The organism is Rhodophyticola sp. SM2404 (assembly GCF_053570515.1).
This window is the reverse complement of the sequence record NZ_JBSEDL010000005.1, coordinates 239233-263976: the sequence shown is the minus strand read 5'-3', so window position 1 is coordinate 263976 and position 24744 is coordinate 239233. Positions and strand designations below refer to the sequence as shown.

Annotated in this window: 20 protein-coding genes; all 20 read left to right on the top strand. The window is 59.6% G+C overall.

The window, feature by feature from the left end; translation table 11 throughout:
* Positions 1 to 93: 93 nt before the first annotated feature.
* The 20 genes from ACTYEO_RS10015 (at position 94) to lpxC (ending at position 24726) form a co-directional block, all read left to right on the top strand.
* The gene (locus ACTYEO_RS10015) at positions 94 to 1281 is read left to right on the top strand and encodes an MFS transporter (RefSeq protein WP_449323601.1); all 1188 of its coding nucleotides are present in this window, start codon (positions 94 to 96) and stop codon (positions 1279 to 1281) included.
* Positions 1282 to 1335: 54 nt separating this feature from the next.
* Positions 1336 to 2430 (top strand): Mrp/NBP35 family ATP-binding protein, encoded by a 1095-nt coding sequence (locus ACTYEO_RS10010; RefSeq protein WP_449323600.1) that lies wholly within the window; start codon positions 1336 to 1338, stop codon positions 2428 to 2430.
* Positions 2431 to 3054: 624 nt separating this feature from the next.
* Positions 3055 to 3585, top strand: a complete 531-nt coding sequence (locus ACTYEO_RS10005; RefSeq protein WP_449323599.1) for a division/cell wall cluster transcriptional repressor MraZ — start codon at positions 3055 to 3057, stop codon at positions 3583 to 3585.
* 2 nt (positions 3586 to 3587) lie between these two features.
* The gene (rsmH, locus tag ACTYEO_RS10000) at positions 3588 to 4595 is read left to right on the top strand and encodes a 16S rRNA (cytosine(1402)-N(4))-methyltransferase RsmH (RefSeq protein ID WP_449323598.1); all 1008 of its coding nucleotides are present in this window, start codon (positions 3588 to 3590) and stop codon (positions 4593 to 4595) included.
* On the top strand, positions 4595 to 4948 hold the full coding sequence (ftsL, locus tag ACTYEO_RS09995; protein ID WP_449323597.1) for a cell division protein FtsL: 354 nt from the start codon (positions 4595 to 4597) through the stop codon (positions 4946 to 4948). Before rsmH ends, ftsL begins: the two co-directional genes overlap by 1 nt.
* A complete protein-coding gene (locus tag ACTYEO_RS09990; RefSeq protein ID WP_449323596.1) occupies positions 4945 to 6729 on the top strand; it encodes a peptidoglycan D,D-transpeptidase FtsI family protein in 1785 nt (594 codons plus the stop codon). The genes ftsL and ACTYEO_RS09990 overlap by 4 nt, the downstream gene beginning before the upstream one ends.
* Before the next feature lie 22 nt (positions 6730 to 6751).
* Positions 6752 to 8236 (top strand): UDP-N-acetylmuramoyl-L-alanyl-D-glutamate--2,6-diaminopimelate ligase, encoded by a 1485-nt coding sequence (locus tag ACTYEO_RS09985; protein ID WP_449323595.1) that lies wholly within the window; start codon positions 6752 to 6754, stop codon positions 8234 to 8236.
* Positions 8233 to 9648, top strand: coding sequence for a UDP-N-acetylmuramoyl-tripeptide--D-alanyl-D-alanine ligase (locus ACTYEO_RS09980; RefSeq protein ID WP_449323594.1), 1416 nt, complete (start codon positions 8233 to 8235; stop codon positions 9646 to 9648). Before ACTYEO_RS09985 ends, ACTYEO_RS09980 begins: the two co-directional genes overlap by 4 nt.
* A gap of 12 nt (positions 9649 to 9660) precedes the next feature.
* Complete coding sequence (gene mraY / locus ACTYEO_RS09975; RefSeq protein ID WP_449323593.1) at positions 9661 to 10746, top strand: phospho-N-acetylmuramoyl-pentapeptide-transferase; 1086 nt, start codon at positions 9661 to 9663, stop codon at positions 10744 to 10746.
* A 61-nt stretch (positions 10747 to 10807) separates the two neighbouring features.
* A complete protein-coding gene (murD, locus tag ACTYEO_RS09970) occupies positions 10808 to 12208 on the top strand; it encodes a UDP-N-acetylmuramoyl-L-alanine--D-glutamate ligase (RefSeq protein WP_449323592.1) in 1401 nt (466 codons plus the stop codon).
* A gap of 113 nt (positions 12209 to 12321) precedes the next feature.
* On the top strand, positions 12322 to 13488 hold the full coding sequence (gene ftsW, locus ACTYEO_RS09965; protein WP_449323591.1) for a putative lipid II flippase FtsW: 1167 nt from the start codon (positions 12322 to 12324) through the stop codon (positions 13486 to 13488).
* Positions 13489 to 13491: 3 nt separating this feature from the next.
* Positions 13492 to 14595, top strand: coding sequence for a UDP-N-acetylglucosamine--N-acetylmuramyl-(pentapeptide) pyrophosphoryl-undecaprenol N-acetylglucosamine transferase (locus ACTYEO_RS09960; protein ID WP_449323590.1), 1104 nt, complete (start codon positions 13492 to 13494; stop codon positions 14593 to 14595).
* Entirely contained in the window at positions 14592 to 15992 is a 1401-nt protein-coding gene (gene murC / locus ACTYEO_RS09955; RefSeq protein ID WP_449323589.1) for a UDP-N-acetylmuramate--L-alanine ligase, read from the top strand. The genes ACTYEO_RS09960 and murC overlap by 4 nt, the downstream gene beginning before the upstream one ends.
* Positions 15993 to 16056: 64 nt before the next feature.
* Positions 16057 to 17349 carry a hypothetical protein gene (locus tag ACTYEO_RS09950; RefSeq protein WP_449323588.1) on the top strand — a complete coding sequence of 431 codons (1293 nt, stop codon included), beginning with the start codon at positions 16057 to 16059 and terminating at the stop codon, positions 17347 to 17349.
* A gap of 278 nt (positions 17350 to 17627) precedes the next feature.
* The gene (murB, locus tag ACTYEO_RS09945) at positions 17628 to 18560 is read left to right on the top strand and encodes a UDP-N-acetylmuramate dehydrogenase (protein WP_449323649.1); all 933 of its coding nucleotides are present in this window, start codon (positions 17628 to 17630) and stop codon (positions 18558 to 18560) included.
* Between the two features lie 123 nt (positions 18561 to 18683).
* Positions 18684 to 19562: a D-alanine--D-alanine ligase gene (locus ACTYEO_RS09940; protein ID WP_449323587.1), complete on the top strand. Its 879-nt coding sequence runs from the start codon at positions 18684 to 18686 to the stop codon at positions 19560 to 19562.
* The gene (locus tag ACTYEO_RS09935; protein WP_449323586.1) at positions 19550 to 20443 is read left to right on the top strand and encodes a cell division protein FtsQ/DivIB; all 894 of its coding nucleotides are present in this window, start codon (positions 19550 to 19552) and stop codon (positions 20441 to 20443) included. Before ACTYEO_RS09940 ends, ACTYEO_RS09935 begins: the two co-directional genes overlap by 13 nt.
* A complete protein-coding gene (gene ftsA / locus ACTYEO_RS09930) occupies positions 20440 to 21774 on the top strand; it encodes a cell division protein FtsA (RefSeq protein WP_449323585.1) in 1335 nt (444 codons plus the stop codon). The genes ACTYEO_RS09935 and ftsA overlap by 4 nt, the downstream gene beginning before the upstream one ends.
* A gap of 210 nt (positions 21775 to 21984) precedes the next feature.
* The gene (gene ftsZ, locus ACTYEO_RS09925) at positions 21985 to 23559 is read left to right on the top strand and encodes a cell division protein FtsZ (protein WP_449323584.1); all 1575 of its coding nucleotides are present in this window, start codon (positions 21985 to 21987) and stop codon (positions 23557 to 23559) included.
* 246 nt (positions 23560 to 23805) lie between these two features.
* Positions 23806 to 24726 carry a UDP-3-O-acyl-N-acetylglucosamine deacetylase gene (gene lpxC, locus ACTYEO_RS09920; protein WP_449323583.1) on the top strand — a complete coding sequence of 307 codons (921 nt, stop codon included), beginning with the start codon at positions 23806 to 23808 and terminating at the stop codon, positions 24724 to 24726.
* Positions 24727 to 24744: the final 18 nt, after the last annotated feature.

Here is a 24744-nt window from a genome sequence, read left to right as displayed (position 1 = left end):
CGTTCGCACAATCCCGTGCTTGGTCAATGCTGCTATGCAGAAAATGCATAGCAAAGGCTGACCTATTAACGGGCGCTTAAAAGAGGTGGTGGTATGGCCCTTCTGGCCTTCTCGGACAGGCAGTTCAGGCTGTTTTTTATAGGGATCTTCTTTGCTGTCCAAGGCATCTGGATGCAGCGTGTTACCCTTGCATGGATCGCATGGGAGCTGACGGGTTCTGCCGGATTTGTAGGCATCGTGGCAGGTTTGAGCATGGCGCCGACCTTGGTGGCGGGGCCTTTCTTTGGTGTTTTGGCAGATCGGATGGATATTCGAACGGCCGCGTTTTTTACCAATGGCGCCATGATTCTGACCCTGACCCTCTTGGCGCTGTTTTTGCCCTTTATCGCGCCCGTGGGGGTGATGCTGGCGGCGCTGATGATTGGTGTGATCAGCTCGGCGCATCATCCGGTGCGCATGTCGTTGGGGCCGCGCTTGGTGGCGGTTGATATGGTGCAGCATGTGGTTTCGGTCACGGCGCTGAATTTCAATCTCGCGCGTCTGGTGGCCCCTGCCGTGACAGGGCTGATCATTGCCCAATTTGGCGCGGCAATCAGCCTTTGGGTCGCGGTTGCCTTCTATATTCCGATGATTGTGGTTCTGATGCGGCTGCGCCCGCGTTCACTGCCGCCGCGCGCCGCGGCCCCTTTCCTGAGCGAATTGGGCGAAGGAGTGCGGTATTCGATGGCCAGCCCTTTGGTGCGCCAAGCGCTTTTGATCACGGTGGTCTTTGCGACCATCCTTCGCGGAGCCTTGGAGGTGCTGCCCGTGCTGGCCGATGGCGCTTTCGAGCGAGGCGCGGCAGGGCTGGGGCTGTTGACGGGGGCGGCGGGAGCTGGGGCGCTGGTGGCTGCCATGCTGAAATCCGTAGGTGTGGGCGCGGTTGGGGCGCGCATCCCTTGGCAGGTTCTTTTGGCTGCGATGGTGGGGCAGGTTGCCGTGGTTCTGATGGGGCTGGCCCCGATTTGGCCGTTGGCGCTGGCGGCTACCGCTATTTCGGGCTTTTGCGCGACATGGTGCGGGGTGTCCTTGCAGGCGGCGATCCAGACTGATCTGCCCGATGCATTCAGGGGCCGCGTCATGAGCCTTTGGACCGTTGTGGGCTTTGGGACGGTCGCCCTTGGGGCATTGGCGATTGGCGGTCTTGCCGAATGGATCGAGATTGGACCTGCCTTGGTTGTGGCGGGTGTTTTGGGCATCCTTGCGCAGGCCGCAATCATTCTAGGGGGTGTGAAAGCGTGAGAGCTGGCTTATGTCCCTGTTCAGAGTGAAAGACCGAAAAGAAGGCCAAAGCCAATGAGCGTGACGCGCGAGACTGTCCTTGAAGCCCTGAAAACACTTGCATTGCCTGATGGTGGCGATCTGGTCAGCCGTGATCTGATCCGCGCTATGCAAATCGCGGATACGCGCGTGAGCTTTATCATCGAGGCAGAAAGCGCCGAAGCTGCCAAAGCCATGGAAGGCCTGCGTCAGGCCGCACAAAAGCTTGTGCAGGATCTAGAAGGTGTGACCCAAGCCACCGTCGCGCTGACGGCGCATGGCCCCCAACCCAAAGCACCCGCCGCGCCTGCGCAAGGCGGCCAGCCGCCGAGCCTCAAGATAGGTGGTCATCCCAAGCCTCAGAATGAGCCGATGAACCCGAAAGGGGTTGCACGGATTTTGGCCATCGGCTCGGGCAAGGGCGGTGTTGGCAAATCAACGGTATCGTCCAATCTGGCCGTGGCGCTGGCCAAACAGGGCCGCAAGGTGGGCCTGCTGGATGCGGATATCTATGGCCCCTCGCAGCCGCGCATGATGGGGATTTCGAAACGCCCCGCCTCGCCCGATGGCAAAACTATTATTCCGCTGCATAATCACGGCGTCACGATGATGTCGATCGGGCTGATGCTGGCCGAGGAAAAGGCCGTGGTCTGGCGTGGCCCGATGCTGATGGGGGCCTTGCAGCAGATGATGACCCAAGTCGAATGGGGGGAATTGGATGTGCTGCTGGTCGATCTGCCCCCAGGCACGGGCGATGTCGCGATGACTCTGTGCCAGCGCTCCAAGCTGACGGGGGCGATTGTGGTGTCCACTCCGCAGGATGTGGCCCTTCTGGATGCGCGCAAGGCGCTTGATATGTTCAACACGCTCAAAACCCCTGTTCTGGGTCTGGTCGAGAATATGTCGACCTATATCTGCGAGAATTGCGGCCATGAGGCGCATATCTTCGGCCATGGCGGGGTTGCCGCCGAGGCGGACAGGATCGATGTGCCTTTCCTTGGTGCATTGCCGATCTCGCTTGAGACGCGGATTGCGGGCGATGCAGGCACGCCAATCGCGGCGGGCGAGGGGCCGATGGCGCAGGCCTATGCGCAACTGGCCGCAAGGCTGGTCGAAGGCGGGATGGCCTAAGCGACACCCCAAGACATGGATTTCTAGGCCCGGCATGCGTTGTGTGTCGGGCTTTTTTCATGGTGATTCGTGCCGATCCGCGGGGTTTTCTGGCCAGTCCGTGTGATCTGTGCGCATGTTTTGCGCGGTGCTTGGAAAAATCTTCCAAATTCTGGGACGGCCCGCTGACCCCTACATGTTGCGTGTAAAATGGCCCCACCCACAACTTAAGCGGTATTTTGCCTGATTTCACCCACCATATGTTGTTCTAAAGATGCCTCAAAAACCAAGTGTTGGGATTTTTTCCCAAAAAAAGGGATTGATTGGGAATTTATTCCATGAGACAAGATTAACCAAGGCAACAGAGGTCGAACACAGAGCTCCCAAAGCTCTGATCAAAAATAAAAATAAGGCAGGTGTTCATACAGGCATCTCTCTTGCTGGAAGAAGAGCCGACGCGCAAACGAGCAGACATCCCCCCAGGTGGCTTGCGCAGTTGGTCACCCAGAAATGGGACAGGGCGGCGGATTGGGCAGTGGCAGCTAGCTCGATCCGCCGTTGTCGTTTCTGGGGCCCAAACGGGCCAACCAGAGCGGCGCAAAAGAAAACTAGGGCCAAATTGAGGCCGAAATAGGGCGCAAAGACGTGGAACGCAGGTTTCAAGGCGAAAGCCTGAACAAGATGGACGGAAAAGGCCGGGTCTCGATCCCGGTCAAGTTTCGTCGTGTCCTGCAGAATTCTGATCAGAAAAGCGCCACCGCAGGTGCGCCGCCGCGCCTCTATATTGCTTATGGCGATAAATCGAAAAACTTCCTTGAATGCCTCTCTGGCGATGCGTTTGACCAGATTGACGGCATGATCCGCCGCACACCGCTTGGCACACCTGTGCGCAAGGCGTTGGAATATCTCTATTACCGCAAATGCGACGAGACGACCGTGGATGACACGGGCCGTCTGGTTTTGCCCCCCGCCGCGCGCGAAAAGCTCGGTCTTGCCGATGAAGCGCTGTTCCAAGGGATGGGCGACAAGTTTCACATCCTCAATCCGGTTGATGCCGCAGCAGCCGATGAGGACATGGATACTCTTCTGGCGGCTTTGGGGCAGGGTAATGATTTCTTTGATCCGCTTTCGCTGGTGGCTCAGGGCGATGAGTTGGTCGCACAAGGGGGCGAGTAATCATGGCGGAGGAGCCGGACGCCCCCGCCAAGCGCCCGCATATTCCAGTATTATTGACGCCGCTGATCAAAGCGGCAGGTCCCGTCACGGGCGTTTGGCTCGATGGAACCTTCGGCGCTGGTGGCTACGCCCGTGGCTTGCTTGAGGCGGGGGCGGATGCAGTGATCGGCGTGGATCGGGACCCTTTGGCCCTTGAGATGGCAAGCGCGTGGCAAGGCGATTACGGCACGCGGCTGAAGCTGGTTGCGGGTACATTTTCCGATATGGATGAACAGGCCGCGCAAACGGGCCATCCCGAATTGGATGGGGTTGTGCTGGATCTGGGCGTGTCCTCGATGCAGCTTGATTTGGCCGAGCGCGGCTTTTCCTTCATGCGCGACGGGCCGCTGGATATGCGGATGAGCCAGAGCGGGCTTTCAGCGGCTGATCTGGTCAATACCGCCTCGGAAGAGCTGCTGGCCGATATTCTGTATCATTACGGTGAGGAGCGCGCCTCGCGCCGGATTGCGCGTGCCATTGTGGCCGCCCGCGCGCTCCAGCCCTTCGAGACCACTTTGCAACTGACCCGCGTCATTGAGAAATGCCTGCCGCGCCCCAAGCCCAATCAAAGCCATCCCGCGACCCGATCCTTTCAGGCGATCCGCATCGCGGTGAATGATGAATTGGGCCAATTGGTCGAAGGGCTGGAGGCCGCAGAGCGCGCGCTGAAATCTGGTGGCCGCTTGGCGGTTGTGACCTTCCATTCCCTTGAGGACCGCGTGGTAAAACGCTTTTTGCAATTGCGTGCGAGCACAGGCGGGGGCGGCTCGCGCCATGCGCCCGAGCCCGAGGCGCAAATTCCAGGTTTTACCCTGACACCCAAGAAAGCCATCGCCCCTGATGAGGCGGAACTGGCCCAGAACCCGCGGTCGCGCTCGGCGAAATTGCGCGTTGCGACCCGCACAGATGCGCCAGCGGCCTCCGTGGACCGTAAAGCGCTTGGATTGCCCAAAATGCCGGAGGTGCTGTGATGCGTGGCTTTTTCAGTTTCCTGACAGCATGTGCCGTGATCGGCTTGGGCTATTGGGCCTATCATCAGAATATCCAGACCCAACATTCCATCCGCGAAGTGGAGCGTTTGCAGCGCGCCATCGGCGTGGAGCGCGAGCGCCTTTCGGTTTTGCGTGCGGAATGGGCCTATCTCAACCGTCCTGATCGCCTGCGTGAGTTGAGCGATATGAATTTCGAGCGTCTGGGTCTTTTATCCATGAGCCCCACACAATTCGGAGAGACCGCCGAAATCGCTTATCCTCGCCCGCCTGAGCCGATCCCAGAGGATGAAATACTGTTCGAGAACGCCTCGGATGCAGAGGTGCTGCCATGACCCCGCGTATACCGCTTCGCCCGCTGACCCGCATTCTTGAGGCGCGCCGCAAGGGCGAAAACCCCGATGCGATCGAGCGCGAGAACCTGCGCCTGCGCCATGAGGCCGAGAGGGACAAGATGCGCCAGCGCGCCGAAAGCCGTCTGCTCTTGATGGCTTTTTGCTTCCTCGCCGCCTTTGCGACTGTCGGCTTCAGAATGGCCTCGCTGGCCACCGCCGAGGCCGAAGAGCCGCGCATCGCGACAAGTGCTTCGGCCATTTTGAACACCCGTGCCGATATCGTGGACCGTGATGGCCGCGTCTTGGCGACCAATCTGATCACCAATTCGCTTTATGCCCACCCCCATGAGATCATCGATGTGCCCACCACGATCGAGGGTCTGGTGCGGATTTTCCCTGATCTTGATGCCGAACGTCTGGCCCGCCAATTCACCGCCGAGCGCCGTTTTGTCTGGCTGCGCCGCAATATCAGCCCCGAGCAGGAACAGATGGTTCATGATCTGGGCGAGCCTGGCTTGCTCTTTGGCCCGCGCGAGATGCGGCTTTATCCCAATGGCTCGATTGCCGCGCATATTCTTGGTGGTGCGAGCTTTGGCCAAGAAGCGGTGAATGCCGCCGAAGTGATCGGAGTGGCGGGGGTCGAGGCGCAATTCGATACCGAGCTGCGCGATCCTGCCCGCGATGGCGCGCCCTTGGAATTGTCCATTGATCTGCCTGTTCAGGCCGCCATTGAGGAAGTTCTGGCAGGCGGCATGGCAATCATGAATGCCCGTGGGGCCACGGCTGTGTTGATGAATGTGCATACGGGCGAAGTGCGGGCCATGGCCTCCTTGCCCGATTTCGATCCCAATTCCCGCCCGCGTCCCCTGACCGAGGGTGAGGCCGCCGATAGCCCCCTGTTCAACCGCGCGTTGCAGGGCGTGTATGAGCTTGGCTCGGTCTTCAAGATTTTCACTGTGGCCCAAGCGATGGAATTGGGCTTGGTCAATCCCGAGACCATGATCGATACCACAGCGCCTTTGCGCTTGGGCGGTTTCTCGATCAATGATTTCCATGATTACGGGGCCACCCAATCGGTCACCGATGTCATCGTGCATTCGTCAAATGTTGGAACCGCGCGGATTGCGGCCATGATTGGCGGCGAACGGCAGCGCGGGTTCTTGGAAGAACTCGGTTTTCTTGAACCGACCGAATTGGAAATGGTGGAGGCCGCCACGGGCCGCCCGATTGCACCTGCCCGTTGGGGTGATTTGTCGACTGCCACGATTTCCTATGGGCATGGTCTGTCCAGCTCGCCGCTACATTTGGCGGCAGCCTATTCGACCATCGCCAATGGCGGCACGCGCGTCTTTCCAACCTTGCTGCGCCAAGACGGGCCGCAAAATGGCGCGCGCGTGATCTCCGAGGAAACTTCGCGCGCGATGAGCACCATGCTGCGCGCGGTTGTCACCGAAGGCACGGCCAGTTTTGGCAATGTCGAGGGCTATGCCGTGGGTGGCAAGACAGGCTCCGCCGATAAGCCAAACCCGCAGGGCGGCTATCACGAGGATCGCGTCCTTGCCACTTTTGCCAGTGTTTTCCCTGCCGATGATCCTGAATATGCCTTGATCGTCACCTTGGATGAGCCGGAAATTGTAGCGCTTGGCGAAACGCGGCGGACCGCGGGTTGGACGGCCGTTCCCGTCGCCGCCGAGATCATTCGACGCACAGCACCATTGATGGGAATGCGACCAGAGATTGAACCTTTGGCCAACACTCAGCTATCCAACGCCTCACAATAAGAGTGATTGGGAGGATTCGGGCATGACGCCTGAGGTCAAACGCCTTTCTGCCTTGGGATTGACCCCCACGCGCGGGCAAGATGTCGAGATTACAGGGCTCAGCCTTGATAGCCGGATGATCGAGCGCGGGCATCTGTTTGCCGCCTTGCCTGGCAGCAATATCCATGGCGCCAGCTTCATCGAGACCGCGATCGAGATGCAGGCCAGCGCTGTGTTGACCGACCGCGCGGGCGCGGAGCTTGCGAAATCTGCGCTGCAAGGCAGTGAGTGCACCCTTGTTGTTGTCGAAGACCCGCGCGCCGCCTTTGCGCATGCCTGCGCGCTCTGGTTCGAGCGGCAGCCCGATGTGGCGGTTGCGATCACGGGCACCAATGGCAAAACCTCGGTCGCCAGCTTCACCCGCCAGATTTGGCAGCTTTTGGGGCTGGAGGCCGTCAATATTGGCACGACTGGCGTGGAGGGCGCATTCTCGGCCCCTGGCATTCACACAACGCCCGACCCGCTGACCCTGCACCGCGTGCTTGGCGACATGGCCAATGCCGGTGTGACCCATGCCGCGATGGAGGCCTCCTCTCACGGGTTGGACCAGCGCCGCATGGAAGGCGTGCAGCTTGCTGCGGCGGGATTTACGAATTTCACCCAAGACCATCTGGATTACCACGGCACGATGGAGGCCTATTTCGAGGCCAAAGCGCGGCTGTTCAGTGAGTTGCTGTCGGAAGACGGCACGGCTGTGATCAATATTGATGACCCCCATGGCGCTGATCTGGTCGAGGCCTGCGATGCCCGCGAAATCGAAGTGATCACCGTGGGCCATAGCAATGGCGCGGCACGGCTCAAGATCACGGGGCTTCGGATGACCGAGACGGGGCAGGAAGTGCTGTTCCGCTGGCAGGGCAATCAATACAAAGTTGCGCTTGAGTTGATCGGCAGCTTTCAGGCGATGAATGTGATGGTGGCGGCTGGCCTTGTGATCGCCGCAGGAGAAGAGGCCGAGGCGGTGTTTTCCGTCCTGCCGAAACTCACAGGCGTGCGTGGACGGATGCAATTGGCGGCCACGCGATCGCATGGGGCGCCGATCTTTGTGGATTACGCCCATACCCCCGATGCCGTGCAAACCGCGCTTCAGGCATTGCGCCCGCATGTGATGGGGCGTTTGGTGGTGGTGATCGGCGCAGGCGGCGACCGTGATCGTGGCAAGCGGCCTTTGATGGGGCAGGCGGCCGCAGATCATGCGGATGTTGTATTTGTGACAGATGATAACCCCAGATCAGAAGATCCTGACGGGATCAGGGCAGAGATTCTCCAAGCCTGCCCCGAGGCGATTGAGGTCGCAGATCGAGCTGAGGCGATCCTTCGGGCTGTGGATAACCTATCCCCCGGGGATGCGCTGCTGATCGCGGGCAAGGGGCATGAGACGGGGCAGATTGTGGGCGATGTGGTCTATCCTTTTGATGATGTCGAACAGGCCAGTGTTGCCGTGGCGGCCTTGGAGGGGCGGATATGAGCGCGCTTTGGACGGCAGATGAGGCGGCACAGGCCACAGGCGGGCAGGTGCGCGGGGATTGGTCGGTCACGGGCGTCTCAATCGACACGCGCAGCTTGCAGCAGGGGGATTTGTTTGTGGCCCTGAAGGCCGCGCGCGACGGGCATGATTTCGTGGCCGATGCCTTGGCCAATGGGGCAGGGGCCGCGCTGGTCTCGCGCATTCCTGACGGGGTGGCCGAGGATGCGCCGCTGCTGATCGTGGAGGATGTGCTCAACGGGCTTGAGGCGCTCGGACGCGCGGCGCGCGCGCGGACAAAAGCCAAGGTGATCGCGGTGACAGGTTCGGTCGGCAAAACCACCGTCAAGGAAATGCTGCGCGCGGCCCTCTCGGATCAAGGCCGCACACATGCGGCTGAGGCCTCTTATAACAATCATTGGGGCGTGCCTTTGACCTTGGCGCGTATGCCCGCCGAGACGGAATTTGCGATTATCGAGATCGGGATGAATGCGCCCGGCGAGATCGCGCCCCTGACCCGCATGGCACAGCCCCATGTGGCAATTGTCACTACGGTTGCCGAGGCCCATCTCGAAGCCTTCGGGCAGATCGAGGGGATCGCACATGAAAAGGCCAGCATCTTTGAGGGATTGGTTGCAGGCGGGATCGCCCTTGCCAATGCCGATCTGGAGACCTCGGATATCCTTTTTGCAAAAGCACGAGACGTTGGTGCGGGCTTGATCCGCTTTGGCGCGGCCCCTGAGGCGGAGGCGCATCTGACGGGGGTGACGCTGAGCGATACCGCTACGGTCATTCGGGCCAGTTTCTCGGGTATTGAGCAGCTTTTCAAACTGGCCGTTCCGGGGCGGCATCTGGCCCGCAATGCGGTCGCGGTTCTTGCGGCGGTGCAGGCGGCGGGCGGAGATATCCCGCAAGCGGCGATGGCTTTGGGGCAATGGCAACCTTATTCGGGGCGCGGCACGCGCGAGCGTTTGGTCTTGAGCACGACAGATGATCTGGCCGTCGAATTGATCGATGACGCCTATAACGCCAATCCCGCTTCGATTGCCGCAAGCCTTGAGGTCTTGGCTGCCAGCCAGCCCGAATTGCAGGGCCGCCGCATCGCGGTGTTGGGAGATATGCGCGAATTGGGTGCGGCAGGCCCCGAGTTGCATGCCGAGATTGCCGATCTCGCCTCGGTCGAGAGCATCGATCTGATCTATACCTCGGGGGAATTGATGCAGCATCTGCATGACGCGCTGCCCGAACTGAAAAGAGGGCTTCATACCGAGAATTCCGACGAGATGGCGCGCGCCTTGCCGCGCCAATTGCAGGCGGGAGATGTGGTTTTGATCAAGGGCTCGAATGGGTCAAAGCTGTCCCGCGTGGTTGACGGCTTGCGCAAACTGGGGCAATCGGTAGCGGAGAAGCGATAAAGGAACCGCCATATGTTGTATTGGTTAAGCGAACTATCGGATGGCGGGGATTTCTTTAACCTCTTCCGCTACATCACGTTCCGCGCGGGCGGTGCCTTTTTCACAGCACTTATCTTCGGCTTCATTTTCGGGCGCCCCCTGATCAATGCGCTGCGCAGAAAATACGCCCATGGCCAACCGATCCGCGAGGATGGGCCCGAGAGCCACCGTTTGACCAAGGCGGGCACCCCTACCATGGGCGGTTTGCTGATTTTGGCCGCCCTGACCCTTTCAACCTTGCTTTGGGCGCGACTTGATAACGGCTTTGTCTGGATGGTTCTGGGCGTCACCGTGGCCTTTGGCTGTATCGGTCTGGCCGATGATTGGGCCAAGGTCAGCCGCAACACGACCAAGGGCGTGTCGGGCAGGGTGCGCTTTAGCATCGGTTTGGTCATTGCGGCGGTCGCAGCCCTGATCGCGAGCTATTTGCACCCGTCTGATTTGAGCAATCATTTGGCGGTGCCCGTTTTCAAAGAGGTTCTGATCAATATGGGATGGGTCTTTGTACCCTTCGCGATGATCGTGATTGTGGGCAGCGCCAATTCGGTCAATCTGACCGATGGCTTGGATGGTTTGGCAATTATGCCTGTGATGATCGCAGCCGCGACCTTGGGCGTGATCGCCTATGCGGTCGGGCGCGTCGATTTCACCGAATATCTGGATGTGCATTACGTGCCGGGAACGGGTGAATTGCTGGTCTTCTGTGCTGGCCTTATTGGCGGTGGCCTTGGGTTTTTGTGGTATAACGCGCCACCCGCAGCCGTCTTTATGGGCGATACGGGATCGCTGGCTTTGGGCGGTGCCTTGGGCGCGATTGCGGTGGCCACCAAGCATGAAATCGTGCTGGCCATCGTGGGCGGGCTTTTCGTGGCCGAGGCTTTGAGCGTGATTATTCAGGTGCTCTATTTCAAACGGACAGGCAAACGCGTGTTCCTGATGGCGCCGATCCACCATCATTTCGAGAAAAAGGGTTGGGCCGAGCCGCAGGTGGTGATCCGTTTCTGGATTATCTCCCTGATCCTTGCCCTGATCGGACTTGCGACACTGAAATTGCGCTGACGCATCGGGCTGATCTTGGTGACGCTCGTATTTGGTGAAAGATGAAGTCAAAGGAAGTGCCATGATCCCCGTGCTTGGGTTTGAAGGTCAAAGAGTTGGAGTTCTGGGGCTGGGGCGCTCAGGCATGGCCACGGCGCGCGCCTTGCAGGCGGGCGGGGCGGAGGCCCTCTGCTGGGATGATGGCGAGGCGGGGCGAACCGCTGCCAGTTCTGAGGGCTTCACGATTTGGGATCCGCTCAAGCCTGATGCTTTTGAGGATGTGTCATGGCTCGTGACCTCGCCCGGTATTCCGCATCTTTATCCTGCACCCCATCGCGCGATTGTGGCGGCATGGGATGCGGGGGTTCCGGTTGATAATGATGTGGGTCTGTTTTTCCGCTCGCTCGGGCAGGGGGATTGGGTGAACCATGATACCCCGCCGCGCGTGATTGCGGTGACAGGCTCGAACGGGAAATCCACCACCTCGGCCCTGATTGCGCATATTCTGGAAGAAAACGGAACGCCTGTGCAATTGGCGGGCAATATCGGGCGCGGGGTTCTGGATATCGAGCCTCCAGAGGATGGCGAAGTGATTGTGCTGGAATTATCCAGCTATCAGACCGATCTGGCCCGTGCCCTGACCCCTGATATTGCTGTTTTCACCAATCTCTCGCCTGATCATCTGGATCGTCATGGCGGAATGGGCGGGTATTTCGCTGCCAAGCGCCGCCTTTTTGCCGAAGGCGGGCCTGATCGTGCGGTGATCGGTGTGGATGAGGCTGAGGGTAAATATATTGCCAATCAATTATCGATGGGTGCGGCAGACGGGCGCGTGATCCGCATCTCCTCGGGGCAGAAGCTGACGGGTGTGGGATGGGATGTGTTCGCGCGCAAGGGCTGGTTGTCGGAATATCGCAAAGGGCGGCAGGCAGGCTCGATTGATCTGCGCGCCATCACGGGCTTGCCCGGCGCGCATAATCATCAGAATGCCTGTTGCGCCTATGCGGCCGTGCGCGCTTTGGGGATTGCGCCCAAAGTGATCGAGCAGGCCTTTCACAGCTATCCTGGCTTGCCTCATCGCAGTCAGGTGGTGGGCGAGAGCGAGGGGGTTTTGTTCGTCAATGACAGCAAGGCCACCAATGTCGATGCAGCCGCCAAGGCACTGGCCGCCTTTCCTCGTATTCGCTGGATTTGCGGGGGCTTGGAGAAAGAGGGCGGTCTGGACGCCCTCAAGCCTGCTTTGGGATCGGTCGCCAAAGCCTATGTGATCGGGCGCGAGGCGCAGAATTTCGCCTTGCAGCTTGGCGATACCCCGCATGAGATTTGCACCAGCATGGAGCGCGCGGTGGCCCGCGCAACAGCCGAGGCGGAGGCCGGCGATGTGGTGCTTTTGGCCCCTGCGGCGGCGAGTTTTGACCAATATGATAATTTCGAGGCGCGCGGGCAGGATTTCATGAATCAGGTGCAAAAGCTGATCGGCTGAAATCGGCCGCTTTGCGCGTAGGCTTTCTCTGGTCAGGGCGGGCATTTTTCGCTAGTATCACGTCAGATCCGGGAACAACCCGGGCTGGTAGAGGCAGTATTGGGCGGTAATCCATGACGGAAATGGCGCATGGCACGGTTCTCGTGCAATCCGGCGAGGCGATTTTGCCGCGTTGGTGGCGAACAGTTGATCGGGTGACGATCGGCTGCATTTTGGCTTTGTTTGCAATTGGTATTTTGCTTGGCTTCGCGGCCTCGCCGCCTTTGGCCGAGCGTAACGGGCATGACCCGTTCCATTATGTCTCGCGCCAAGCCTTTTTCGGGTTTCTGGGACTGACCGCGATGGTTCTGGTCTCGATGCTGTCGCCTTTGCAGGTGCGCCGCGTCGCGGTTCTGGGCTTTTTTGGCGCGATGGTTGCGCTGGCCATGCTGCCTGTTTTTGGCACGGATTTCGGGCAAGGGGCGGTGCGCTGGTATTCGCTTGGCTTTGCCTCGTTGCAACCGTCTGAATTCCTCAAGCCTGTTTTCGTGGTGTTTGCGGCATGGATGGTGGCCTCCAGTCAGGATTTGGGTGGCCCTCCGGGTAAAACCGTGTCCTTTATTACGGCGATCACCATTGTGGGCTTTTTGGCGCTTCAGCCTGATTTCGGGCAAGCCGCGCTGATCCTGTTTTCATGGTGCGTGATCTATTTCGTGGCGGGTGCGCCGATGCTTTTGCTTGTGGGGGTTGGTATTGTCACCCTGATCGGCGGCAGTTTCGCCTATTCCAATTCCGAGCATTTCGCGCGCCGCATTGACGGGTTTCTCTCGGCCGAGGTCGACCCCAATACGCAGCTGGCCTATGCGGCCAATGCGATCCGCGAGGGTGGAATTTTCGGCACGGGTCTGGGGGAAGGCTCGGTCAAATGGACTTTGCCAGATGCCCATACCGATTTCATCATTGCTGTTGCCGCCGAGGAATATGGCGTGGTTCTGGTGCTGATGATCATCGCCCTGTTTGCAACCGTTGCCTTGCGCGCGTTTTTCCGCCTGACCAAGGAGCGTGATCCTTTCATCCGATTGGCAGGCGCGGGCTTGGCAAGCCTTCTGGCGCTGCAGGCCTTTATCAATCTTGGTGTGGCCGTGCGGCTTTTGCCTGCAAAGGGGATGACGCTGCCATTCGTGTCCTATGGCGGCTCCTCCATCATCGCGACGGGGATTTCGGTTGGTATGTTGCTGGCCTTCACCCGCTCGCGTCCGCAAGGCGGTATTGGCGATATTTTGATCAAGCGGAGCAGGTAACCCATGGCCGAGCGGCAACGCCATTTGATCATCGCGGCAGGCGGGACAGGCGGGCATATGTTCCCCGCCCAAGCCTTGGCCGAGGCGATGTTACGCAAAGGCTGGAAGGTGACGTTGTCAACTGATGCCCGCGGTGCGCGTTATGCGGGGGGGTTCCCGCATGTGGTCGAGGTTCGCAAAGTAGCCTCGGCGACATTTGCGCGGGGCGGGATTGTGGCGAAGCTGTTGGTGCCTTTCCGCGTCTTGGGCGGCATTGTTGCGGCCAGTTTCCGCATGCTTCGTGAAAAGCCCGATATGGTTGTGGGCTTTGGCGGATACCCGTCGATCCCGTCTGTGGCGGCCGCTTGGATCACGCGCCGCCCTCGGATGTTGCATGAACAAAACGGCGTTTTGGGACGTGTGAACAAGCTCTTTGCCAAGCGCGTTGATGCGATTGCCTGCGGAACATGGCCCACGGTTTTGCCCGATGGAATTGAGGGCATCCATACGGGCAATCCCGTGCGCGGCTCGGTGATGGAGCGCGCGGGCGCCCCCTACACCCCGCCCGGGGATTGGCCGATGTCGCTGGTGGCGATTGGCGGCAGTCAGGGCGCGCGTATTCTTGGTGAAAGTGTGCCGCCCGCAATTGCCCTTTTGCCCGAGGAATTGCGCGCGCGCCTTCGCGTCGCGCAGCAAGCCCGCCCTGAGGATATCGAGCATGTGACCCAAAGCTATCTGGCCATGGGCGTCACCGCCGAAATCGAGCCGTTCTTCCGCGATATTCCCCGCCGCCTTTCGGAGGCGCAATTGGTGATCAGCCGTGCAGGCGCATCCTCGGTTGCTGATATCTCGGTGATCGGGCGGCCTGCGATCCTGATCCCTTTTGCGGCTGCCACGGCTGATCATCAAACCGCCAATGCGCGCGGCTTGGTGGATGCTGAGGCGGCCATTTTGATCCCTGAATCGCAATTGAACGCACAGAGCCTTGCACAAGCCATCGAGGCTGTTTTATCGCAGCCCGACGCGGCCAATCACATGGCGCAGGCAGCCCTTGCCCAAGGCATGATCGATGCGACCGAGCGGCTTGTCGCCCTTGTTGAAACCCTGTCCGAGAAAGGCCGCCCATGAGCGCTGCAGTCACAAAACTCCCGACCCAATTGGGCGCAATCCATTTTTCGGGGATCGGGGGCATCGGCATGTCGGGCATTGCCGAAGTGCTGCTCAACCATGGCTATGCGGTGCAGGGCTCGGACCTCAAAGCGTCCAAGATCACGGAACGTCTGGAAGCGCTCGGGGCGAAGGTGTTTATCGGGCAGAATGCTGAAAATCTGGAAGGGGCCGAGGTTGTTGTGATCTCCTCTGCGATCAAGCCGGGCAATCCCGAATTTGATGCAGCCCGCCTGAAAGGCCTGCCGATTGTGCGCCGCGCCGAGATGCTGGCCGAGTTGATGCGCCTGCGCTCCAATGTGGCGATTGCGGGCACGCATGGCAAAACCACGACCACCACGATGGTGGCGACCTTGCTGGATGCGGGCGGGGTTGACCCAACTGTGATCAATGGCGGGATCATTCATGCCTATGGCTCCAATGCGCGGGTCGGGCAGGGCGATTGGATGGTGGTCGAGGCCGATGAATCCGATGGCACCTTCAACCGTCTGCCTGCCACGATTGCCGTGGTCACCAATATCGACCCCGAGCATATGGAGCATTGGGGCAGCATCGAAAACCTGCGCAAGGGCTTCCTTGATTTCGTCTCCAATATCCCCTTCTACGGGCTGGCCGTGTGCTGCACCGATCACCCTGAGGTGCAAAGCCTTGTGGGCAAGATCACCGATCGCCGCGTGGTCACCTATGGGTTCAATGCGCAGGCCGATGTGCGCGCTGTCAACCTGACCTATAAGGGCGGGATCGCGCATTTCGATATCGCGCTTCAGGCCGAGGGGCAGGTGATCGAGGGCTGCACCCTGCCCATGCCCGGTGATCACAATGTCTCCAATGCTTTGGCGGCGGTTGCGGTGTCACGGCATCTGGGGATGAAGGGCGCTGAAATCCGTGACGCGCTGGAGAATTTCAAAGGTGTGAACCGCCGTTTCACCAAAGTGGGTGAAGTGGATGGCGTTACGATCATTGATGATTACGGCCACCACCCCGTCGAGATCGCGGCGGTGCTGAAAGCGGCGCGCCAAGCCAGCGAGGGCCGCGTGATCGCGGTGCATCAACCGCATCGCTATACCCGTCTGGCCAGCCTGTTCGAGGAGTTCTGCTCCTGCTTCAATGATGCCGATGTGGTGGGGATTTCCGAGGTCTTCGCCGCAGGCGAGGAGCCGATTGCAGGGGCCAGCCATGAAGATCTGGTCACAGGGCTGATCCGCCACGGCCACCGCCATGCGCGGGTGGTCAATTCCGAGGATGATCTGGAACGCCTCGTGCGCGAACAGGCCCGCGCGGGCGATATCGTGGTCTGCCTTGGCGCGGGCACGATCTCGGCTTGGGCCAATGGCTTACCTGCAAGGTTGCAGAAATAGGGGGCTTCCCCTCGCGGCGGTATTCCCTAATCTGGGCACATAGGGTGTGTTCGGGTAGGCGTGTATGAAGGCGGAAGAAATTAGATCGACGGATGATCTAGAGGCATGGCTGAACGGCCTGCCTGAGGATCAGGTTTTGCAGGTTGCCCCGCAGATCGCGCATCGCGCGGCGATGCGGATTTTGCCTGTTTGGGCCCAATATTGTGCGCGGTCACAACAAGATGATTTTGCAGCCTTACCCGTTTTTCGGGATAGTCTTTTAAACGCGGTGTCTCATGAGGACCGCACCGCGTTTAAAAAACTTGGGCTTGGAGCCTCCGCCTCCGCCGCCGCCTTCGCCGCCCGTGCCTTCGCCTCCGTCTCCGCCTTCGCCGACGCCTCCGCCGCCGCCTTCTCCGCCGCCTCCGCCTCCGCCGCCGCCTTCTCCGCCGCCTCCGCCTCCGCCGACGCCGCCGCCTCCGCCGCCGCCTCCGCCGCCGCCTCCGCCGACGCCTCCGCCGACGCCGCCGGTGCCTTCGCCGCCGACGCCTTCGCCTCAGAGCAGGGCGAGGACCTAACGAAGTTACCTCTCTGGCCTGATGCCGCAGACCCGCTTGCCGAGGTTTGGACCAGTGCCGAACCGCTTTTCGAGCGCCACCCCGCATGGCAGGTTTTCAAGGACCTCTACGAAAACACCCTTCATGCCCGACCGCAAAATATGCCCTTGCTCATCGCCTTGGCCAAGAAGGACAAAGCCTTTTGGACGGGGACAGATACAGAGGTTCTGGATCGGATTGCAGGGGTGGTGGAGGAGTTTAGCACGATTGGTGCCGATCAAGGCTCCCCAGACCTGACCCCTGATGAAATCATTGACCGTGCTCTGCAAAATCGACCTTCTTCAACGACGTCTGAAATAGGGGCAGTCAAGCAGGCCATTAGCGCAACTCGTTCCGAGTTGCCCGCGACCTTTGATGCCGTGCTTGGTATGATCTCGTTGGAAATAGATCGCTTGCAGAAGATCAATTTTACCTCTGATGAGCATCAAGAAATTTGTGTCCAGCAAATCAAAACGCTTTCAGTGATCTATCGCGCGATAGAGCGCCTTCGCGATGCTGTTCCCGAGGGTGCTGTCGGTGATAAGGATGCAGAAAAGATTTTGTCATTGGGGCGCGTTTTTGCCAACCAGTACATGGCTTGGCCGCGACAAAACGTAGAAGATATAGTTGATACGTCATGGAACTTCGCCTTAACGGGCGGTTGTTCTGCTGTGCTTTTGGGTCTTGGTTTCCCCACGCCCGTCGTTGCGGCCACCGCAGGCGCGGCGTTTTTTGCCCCAAGGACTATTAAAGTATTACTAGGGAAAGGCGGTTCTAAATAGCCCTCACAAAACCCGCCAAGCGGGTTTTGTCGCGCACGACCCGACCCCACGGGGTGGGCGCGCCTGTGGCGCTTCCTCCCCTCGGGTCGTGCGCGTCAAAACCCTTGCGCCTGCGATCTGCAGACCGTGACCTGCTCTTCATATCGAAGATGTATTTGGCGGGCATAAAGCTCGGCTATGGCAAGGTATCTTTCGCCAACCCGTTACTCGGCGATGGCGCTGGGGCAGGCGCGGCCAATGGCTTGCGCGGTATCCTCTTCCGTCTTATCACGCAGGGCATGAGTGATCTTCCCACCCCTCGTGGCGCTTTGACGCCTGATCGCCCCTTGTCGGAGCTGACTTGGCTGCGCGTTGGCGGGCCAGCGGATTATCTGTTCCAGCCTGCCGATCACGATGATCTGGCCGCGTTTTTGGCCGCACTGCCATCCCAAACGCCTGTGTTTCCGATGGGCGTCGGCTCCAACCTGATTGTGCGTGATGGCGGTTTGCGCGCTGTCGTGATCCGTCTGGGGCGGGGGTTTAATGCCATCACCTGTGATGCGCAGGCGGGGCTTGTCACGGCGGGGGCTGCGGCGCTGGATGCGCATGTGGCACGCCGCGCGGCCGAGGCAGGGCTTGATCTGACCTTTTTGCGCACCATTCCAGGCTCCATCGGGGGGGCTTTGCGGATGAATGCGGGCTGCTATGGCTCCTATGTGGCCGATCATTTTGTGCAGGCCGAGGCGGTGTTGCGCGATGGCACGGCGATCACGCTTGCGCCTGAGGATATCAGTTTTGCCTATCGTCAGACCGATCTGCCCGAGGGCGCGGTGATAACATCGGTGCGTTTCAGGGCCGAGGCGGGTGACCCGCAGGCTTTGGCCGATCGCATGGCCGACCAGCTTGCCAAGCGCGATGCGACCCAACCCACCAAGGATCGCAGCGCAGGCTCGACCTTCCGCAACCCCGCCGGATTTTCCTCGACGGGCAGGGCCGATGACAGCCATGAATTGAAGGCGTGGAAGGTGATTGATGACGCAGGCATGCGCGGCGCGCGGATCGGCGGCGCACAGATGAGCGAGATGCATTCCAATTTCATGATCAATACAGGCAGTGCCAGCGCCGATGATCTCGAAAGATTGGGCGAAGAGGTTCGAAAAAAGGTTTTCCAAAACAGCGGAATAGAGCTACAATGGGAAATTATGCGCGTGGGTGACCCTGCGGGCGATTAAACGCCGGATCAAAAAACCAATCGGCGAAAGATAAACACCGAAACGGGCGAAAACAGCCCGACGGTATACGAGGCAGATGTGGCGGTAGGTTCGAGCAGAACTCCCCCCCTTGTTGTCGTCCTGATGGGTGGCCCCTCCGCCGAGCGCGAGGTGTCACTGTCCACAGGTCGCGAATGCGCCGAGGCGCTGAGGGGAGAAGGATTCGAGGTGGTTGAGGTCGATGCAGGCCCCGACCTTTCCGAAAAGCTTGCCCAGATCAAACCTGATGTTGTGTTCAACGCGCTGCATGGCCGCTGGGGCGAAGATGGCTGTGTGCAAGGCATCCTTGAATGGATGCGCATTCCCTATACGCATTCGGGCGTGCTGGCCTCGGCTTTGGCGATGGACAAGCAGCGCTCCAAACTGGCCTTGCGCGGCGCGGGCCTTCCTGTGGCCGATAGCGTGATCTGCTCCAAGGCCGAGGTGGAAGCCAGCCATGTGATGGCCCCGCCTTATGTTGTGAAGCCGAATAATGAAGGCTCCTCGGTCGGGGTCTATCTGGTGGGTGAAGAGGCGAATACGCCGCCCAAACTGTCCGATGACATGCCAGAGCATGTGATGGTTGAAACCTTCGCACCGGGCCGTGAGATGACAACCACCGTGATGGGTGACCGCGCTTTGACGGTGACCGATATCCTGACGGATGGCTGGTATGATTATGACGCGAAATACAAGGAAGGCGGGTCACGCCATGTTGTCCCTGCCGATATCCCATCCGAGATTTTCGAGACCTGTATGCGCATGGCCGTGACGGCGCATGACGCCCTTGGCTGCCGCGGTGTCAGCCGCACGGATTTCCGTTGGGACGAGGCGCGCGGGCTTGACGGTTTGATCATTCTGGAAGTGAACACCCAGCCTGGTATGACGCCAACCTCGCTCTCGCCCGAGCAGGGCGAGGCCGCAGGCGTCAGCTTTGGCGCCTTATGCCGCTGGTTGGTGGAGGATGCCTCATGCGACCGTTGAACGCCACGCGCCCAGACCCACATGATCCAGCGCCCTCGATCTGGTCCTATCGGTTCCAGCGCCTCTGGCTCACGCCGTTTTTCCGCCGCTTGGTCCGCGTGGGTGTGCCTGCGTTTTTTGCCATTGTGGCCCTTGGCTGGTTCATCTCGGATGAGGAACAGGTCCAAAGCATGAGCGATAGCTTGGCCGAGATGCGGCGCGAGATCGAAGGGCGGCCTGAATTTCTGGTGAATGTCATGGGCATTGAGGGTGCAAGCCCCGATCTGGCCGAGAATATTCGCACCGTTCTGTCCATTGATTTCCCCGTCTCCTCATTTGATCTGAACCTTGTCGAGATGAAGCAGCGGATCGAAGAAATCCCGGCCGTCTTGCATTCTGAGCTGCGGGTGCAATCGGGTGGCTATCTGTCGGTTGTGGTCGAGGAGCGCGTGCCGCTTCTGATCTGGCAGCGGCGTGATGCGATTGTGTTGCTCGACCGCGAGGGAGAATTCGTCGCCGATATCACCGAGCGCGGCTTTGACGAGCCGATGCCGATGGTGGCGGGCGAGGGGGCTGATCTGGCTGTGGAGGAAGCGCTTGCCCTTTTCGCGGCAGCCGCGCCGATTTCCGAGCGGCTTCAAGGCCTTGTGCGCATGGGCGAGCGGCGTTGGGATGTTGTGATGAGCGATGGCTTGCGCATCCTGCTGCCTGAGGAAGACCCCGTCCGGACCCTCGACCGCGTGCTGGCCCTGCACGACATGCAAGATGTTCTCGACCGCGATGTTCTGCGGATTGATATGCGCCACCCCGAGCGCCCAACCCTTCAACTGACCCCCGATGCAATCACCGAATTGCACCGTATGCGGGGCACTGCGATCGTAAATGGAGATCAAAACGGATGAGTATGCTGTATCAGTCGCAGCGTGCGATGCGCGCAAAACGTCAAGAAGCCATGCGCCGTGGCGTTATCGCCATTCTCGATATTGGTAGCCACAAAATCGCCTGTCTTGTGCTGCGCTTTGATGACCCCGAGGGGTTTCGCGCTTCTGAGGGTGTTGGCGCAATGGCGGGGCAGTCGAATTTTCGGGTGATCGGAGCTGCAACGACCCGTTCGCGTGGCGTGAAATTCGGTGAAATCGACACGATGCAGGAAACCGAACGCGCGATCCGCACAGTGGTGCAGGCAGCGCAAAAAATGGCCGATACCCGCGTGGATCACGTGATCGCCAGCATCGCAGGCGCGCGTCCGCGCTCCTATGGTTTGGTGGGCGAGGTCAGCTTGCAAACAGGCACCGTGACCGAGGATGATGTGGCCCGCGTTCTGGCGGCCTGTGATGTGCCAGATCTTGGGGAGGGGCGCGAAGTGCTGCATGCGCAGCCTGTGAATTTCGCCCTTGATCACCGTACTGGCCTGTCTGACCCGCGCAGCCATATCGGCAATAACCTATCGGTTGATATGCATCTTTTGTCGGTCGAGCAGCACGCGGTTGAGGCTTTGCTCTATTGTATCAAACGCTGTGATCTTGAATTGGCAGGTCTGGCGTCTTCGCCTTATGTTGCGGGTGTCTCAAGCCTTGTTGAGGATGAGCAAGAACTGGGCGCGGCCTGTGTTGATCTGGGCGGTGGCACCACGGGCATTTCGGTGTTCATCAAGAAGCACATGATCTTTGCCGATACCGTTCGGATGGGTGGCGATCACGTGACCAGCGATATTTCGCAAGCCCTGCAAATCCCCATGGGCGCGGCCGAGCGGATCAAGACCCGTTTTGGCGGCGTGGTTGCCACGGGCATGGATGATCGCGAGATGATCGAGCTGGAGGCGGATACGGGCGATTGGCATCATGACCGTCGCCGCGTGAGCCGCGCGGAACTGATCGGCGTCATGCGCCCACGTGTTGAGGAAATTCTAGAAGAAGTCCGCGCGCGGCTTGATGCGGCAGGGTTCGAGCATTTGCCAAGCCAGCGCATCGTGCTGACAGGCGGTGGCAGTCAATTGCCTGGCCTTGATGGTCTGGCGTCCAAAATTTTGGGTAATCAGGTGCGTTTGGGCCGTCCCTTGCGGGTTCAGGGCCTGCCTCAATCGGCTTGCGGGCCTGCCTTCTCGGCCTGTGTGGGGCTGTCGCTATTCGCGGCCTATCCGCAGGATGAGTGGTGGGATTTCGAGATGCCAGCAGACCGCTATCCGGCGCGCTCCCTCAAACGCGCGGTGAAGTGGTTCAAAGACAATTGGTAAGGGTTCGCCCCTTGCTAAACCGCTAGATGCAGTCGGCGGCAGCGAAATCCTGCCGAAATCAAGGGCTCGCGCCCCATATTTTGCGTTTTGTTGCTAATTTTCGCGTGACGATAGCTGTTTAACGCTCTACTATCTCTGCAAAAGGCAGATAAATTGGCCAACCGGCAGCAAGACCGTGGTCGTAACTAGGACAAACAGGCGGACAGAGCTATGACACTCAACCTTACAATGCCCGAAGCTCAAACCGAGCTGAAACCACGCATCACCGTTTTCGGTGTAGGTGGCGCAGGCGGCAATGCCGTCAATAACATGATCGAACAGAGCCTTGATGGCTGTGAATTCGTTGTAGCCAATACCGACGCGCAGGCTTTGCAGCACGCCAAGTCCAGCTCGCGCATCCAGATGGGTGCCCGCGTAACCGAAGGCCTTGGCGCAGGGGCACGCCCCTCCGTTGGCGCAAGCGCTGCCGAAGAAAGCATCGAGGATATCGTAGATCACCTCGCAGGCTCGCATATGTGTTTCATTACCGCTGGCATGGGCGGCGGCACAGGTACGGGCGCAGCCCCGATCATCGCGCAGGCTGCGCGTGAATTGGGTGTGCTGACCGTTGGTGTCGTGACCAAGCCGTTCCAGTTCGAAGGCGCCAAGCGGATGCGTCAGGCCGAAGAGGGGATCGAGCAGCTTCAGAAGGTTGTCGATACGCTCATCATCATTCCAAACCAGAACCTGTTCCGTCTGGCCAATGAGAAAACGACCTTCACCGAAGCCTTCGCCATGGCGGATGATGTTCTCTATCAAGGTGTTAAAGGTGTGACGGATCTGATGGTTCGCCCCGGTCTGATCAATCTCGACTTTGCCGATGTTCGCGCTGTGATGAACGAGATGGGCAAGGCGATGATGGGCACGGGCGAGGCCGATGGTGAAACCCGCGCGGTACAAGCCGCCGAGAAAGCCATTGCGAACCCGCTTCTGGATGAAATCAGCCTCAAAGGCGCACGTGGTGTTCTGATCAATATCACTGGTGGCTATGACCTGACCCTGTTCGAACTGGACGAGGCAGCAAACCGCATCCGCGAAGAAGTTGACCCAGAGGCCAATATCATCGTGGGCTCCACGCTGGATACCGATATGGAAGGCAAAATGCGCGTGAGCGTTGTGGCCACGGGTATCGATGTCAGCGAAGCCGCTCAGGATATCCCTGCGCCACTGCGCCGTATGCGCCCTGAAGCGCCAGTTGTGGCCGAAGCCGCCGCCGCCGCGGCGCCTGTGGAAACCCCGAGCTTTGCCGCTCAGGAAGCAAGCGAGCCTGTTGTCGAGGAGCCATCGCTCTTTGGCGAACTGGACGCGGCAGAGACCGAGGCGGCCCCCGCACCGCATTTCCCAGTTGAGACAGCCGGTGGCGATGTTCCTCCACCCGCCTATCAGCCACGCGAGATCGCCGAACCTGTTGAGCAGGCGGGATCAGAGGAATATGTAGCGCCAAAGCCAAATCCTGCAGGCACACCTTCGCCGCAGGCGCTGGAGCGTTTGAAGGCCGCAATTCACAAGGATGCGCCCGCCGCGTCCCATGCACCAGCGCCACAGCCTGAGCCTGCTGCAGAGAAGCCGCGCTTCGGGATCAACTCCCTGATCAACCGCATGGCGGGCCATTCCGATGGACATGCCGCCCCTGTAGAGCGTCGCCAGCCCACAATGGCAACCCGTCCCGCACCAGAGGAAACCGAAGTCGATCCCGATCAGGAACGCATCGAAATCCCAGCCTTCCTGCGTCGTCAGGCAAATTAAATTTAACAAATGGTTAAGAAGAGGGCTGGCCTTGTGTCAGCCCTTTTTCTTTTGAATAACAGGGTGTTAGATTTCCGCGCAAGCGTGATTGGCAAAGTTCCGCCTATGGTTTCGGCCTTTGTTGCAACGAGTCATAAAGCTTGAATTGTGGCTTCCCTGTGAAATTTGTATCAGCATTACATCCCTTTAATCTGCTTGCTATGGCGGTTTCTGGGTGTCTAGGGAAACAAAAGACTGGTGACTTTTTTGCAGGCGACACTTCGATCAGCGACCACCTTCTCGGGCATCGGTCTTCATTCCGGTCGCCCCGTGCGTATGGTGGTTCAGCCCGCGCCAGCGAATTACGGCATCTGGTTCCGCCGCTTGGATATCACGGATCGTGATCCGCTGATCGCTGCGCGCTATGATGCCGTGCCCGAAAGCCGTCTTTGCACCCAGATCGAAAACGCCGATGGTGTTGGCGTCTCGACGATCGAACATATCATGGCGGCCTTGGCTGGGATCGGCGTGCATAACGCCTTGATCGAGCTTGATGGCCCCGAAGTTCCAATCCTTGATGGCTCCTCCGCGCAATTCGTGCGTGCGATGATTGCCAAAGGTATCCAGCGCCAAGGCACTCCGATCTACGCGATTGAGGTTTTGGAAAAGGTTGAGGTCTCGGATGGCTATGCCACGGCCAGCCTGTCGCCGGCCGAAGGTCTGACGATGCGCTTCTCGATTGATTTCGAGGATGACGCTATCGGCACACAGACCCGCTTTACCGATCTGGCCAATGGCCGTTTTGTTCGCGAGTTATGCGACAGCCGCACCTTCTGTCGCCAATCCGATGTTGAGGCGATGCAGAAAGCGGGGCTGGCTCTTGGTGGCAGCTATGAAAACGCTGTTGTCGTTGATGGTGAAACAGTTCTCAGCCCTGGCGGTTTCCGCCATGAGGATGAGGCTGTGCGCCATAAAATGTTGGATGCTTTGGGTGATCTGTCGCTCGCGGGCGCGCCGATCATTGGCCATTACGAAGGCATGCGTGCGGGCCATATGCTCAGCAATCAGTTGCTGCGCGCCTTGTTCAACACGCCCGGTGCGTTTCGCATGGTTGAGTGTTCGCCCGAGATGGCCGCGCGCCTTCCCGGCATGGGCGTGAACCATGCCGATCTCGCACATGTCGCCTAACGCTATTCACACGTTTTA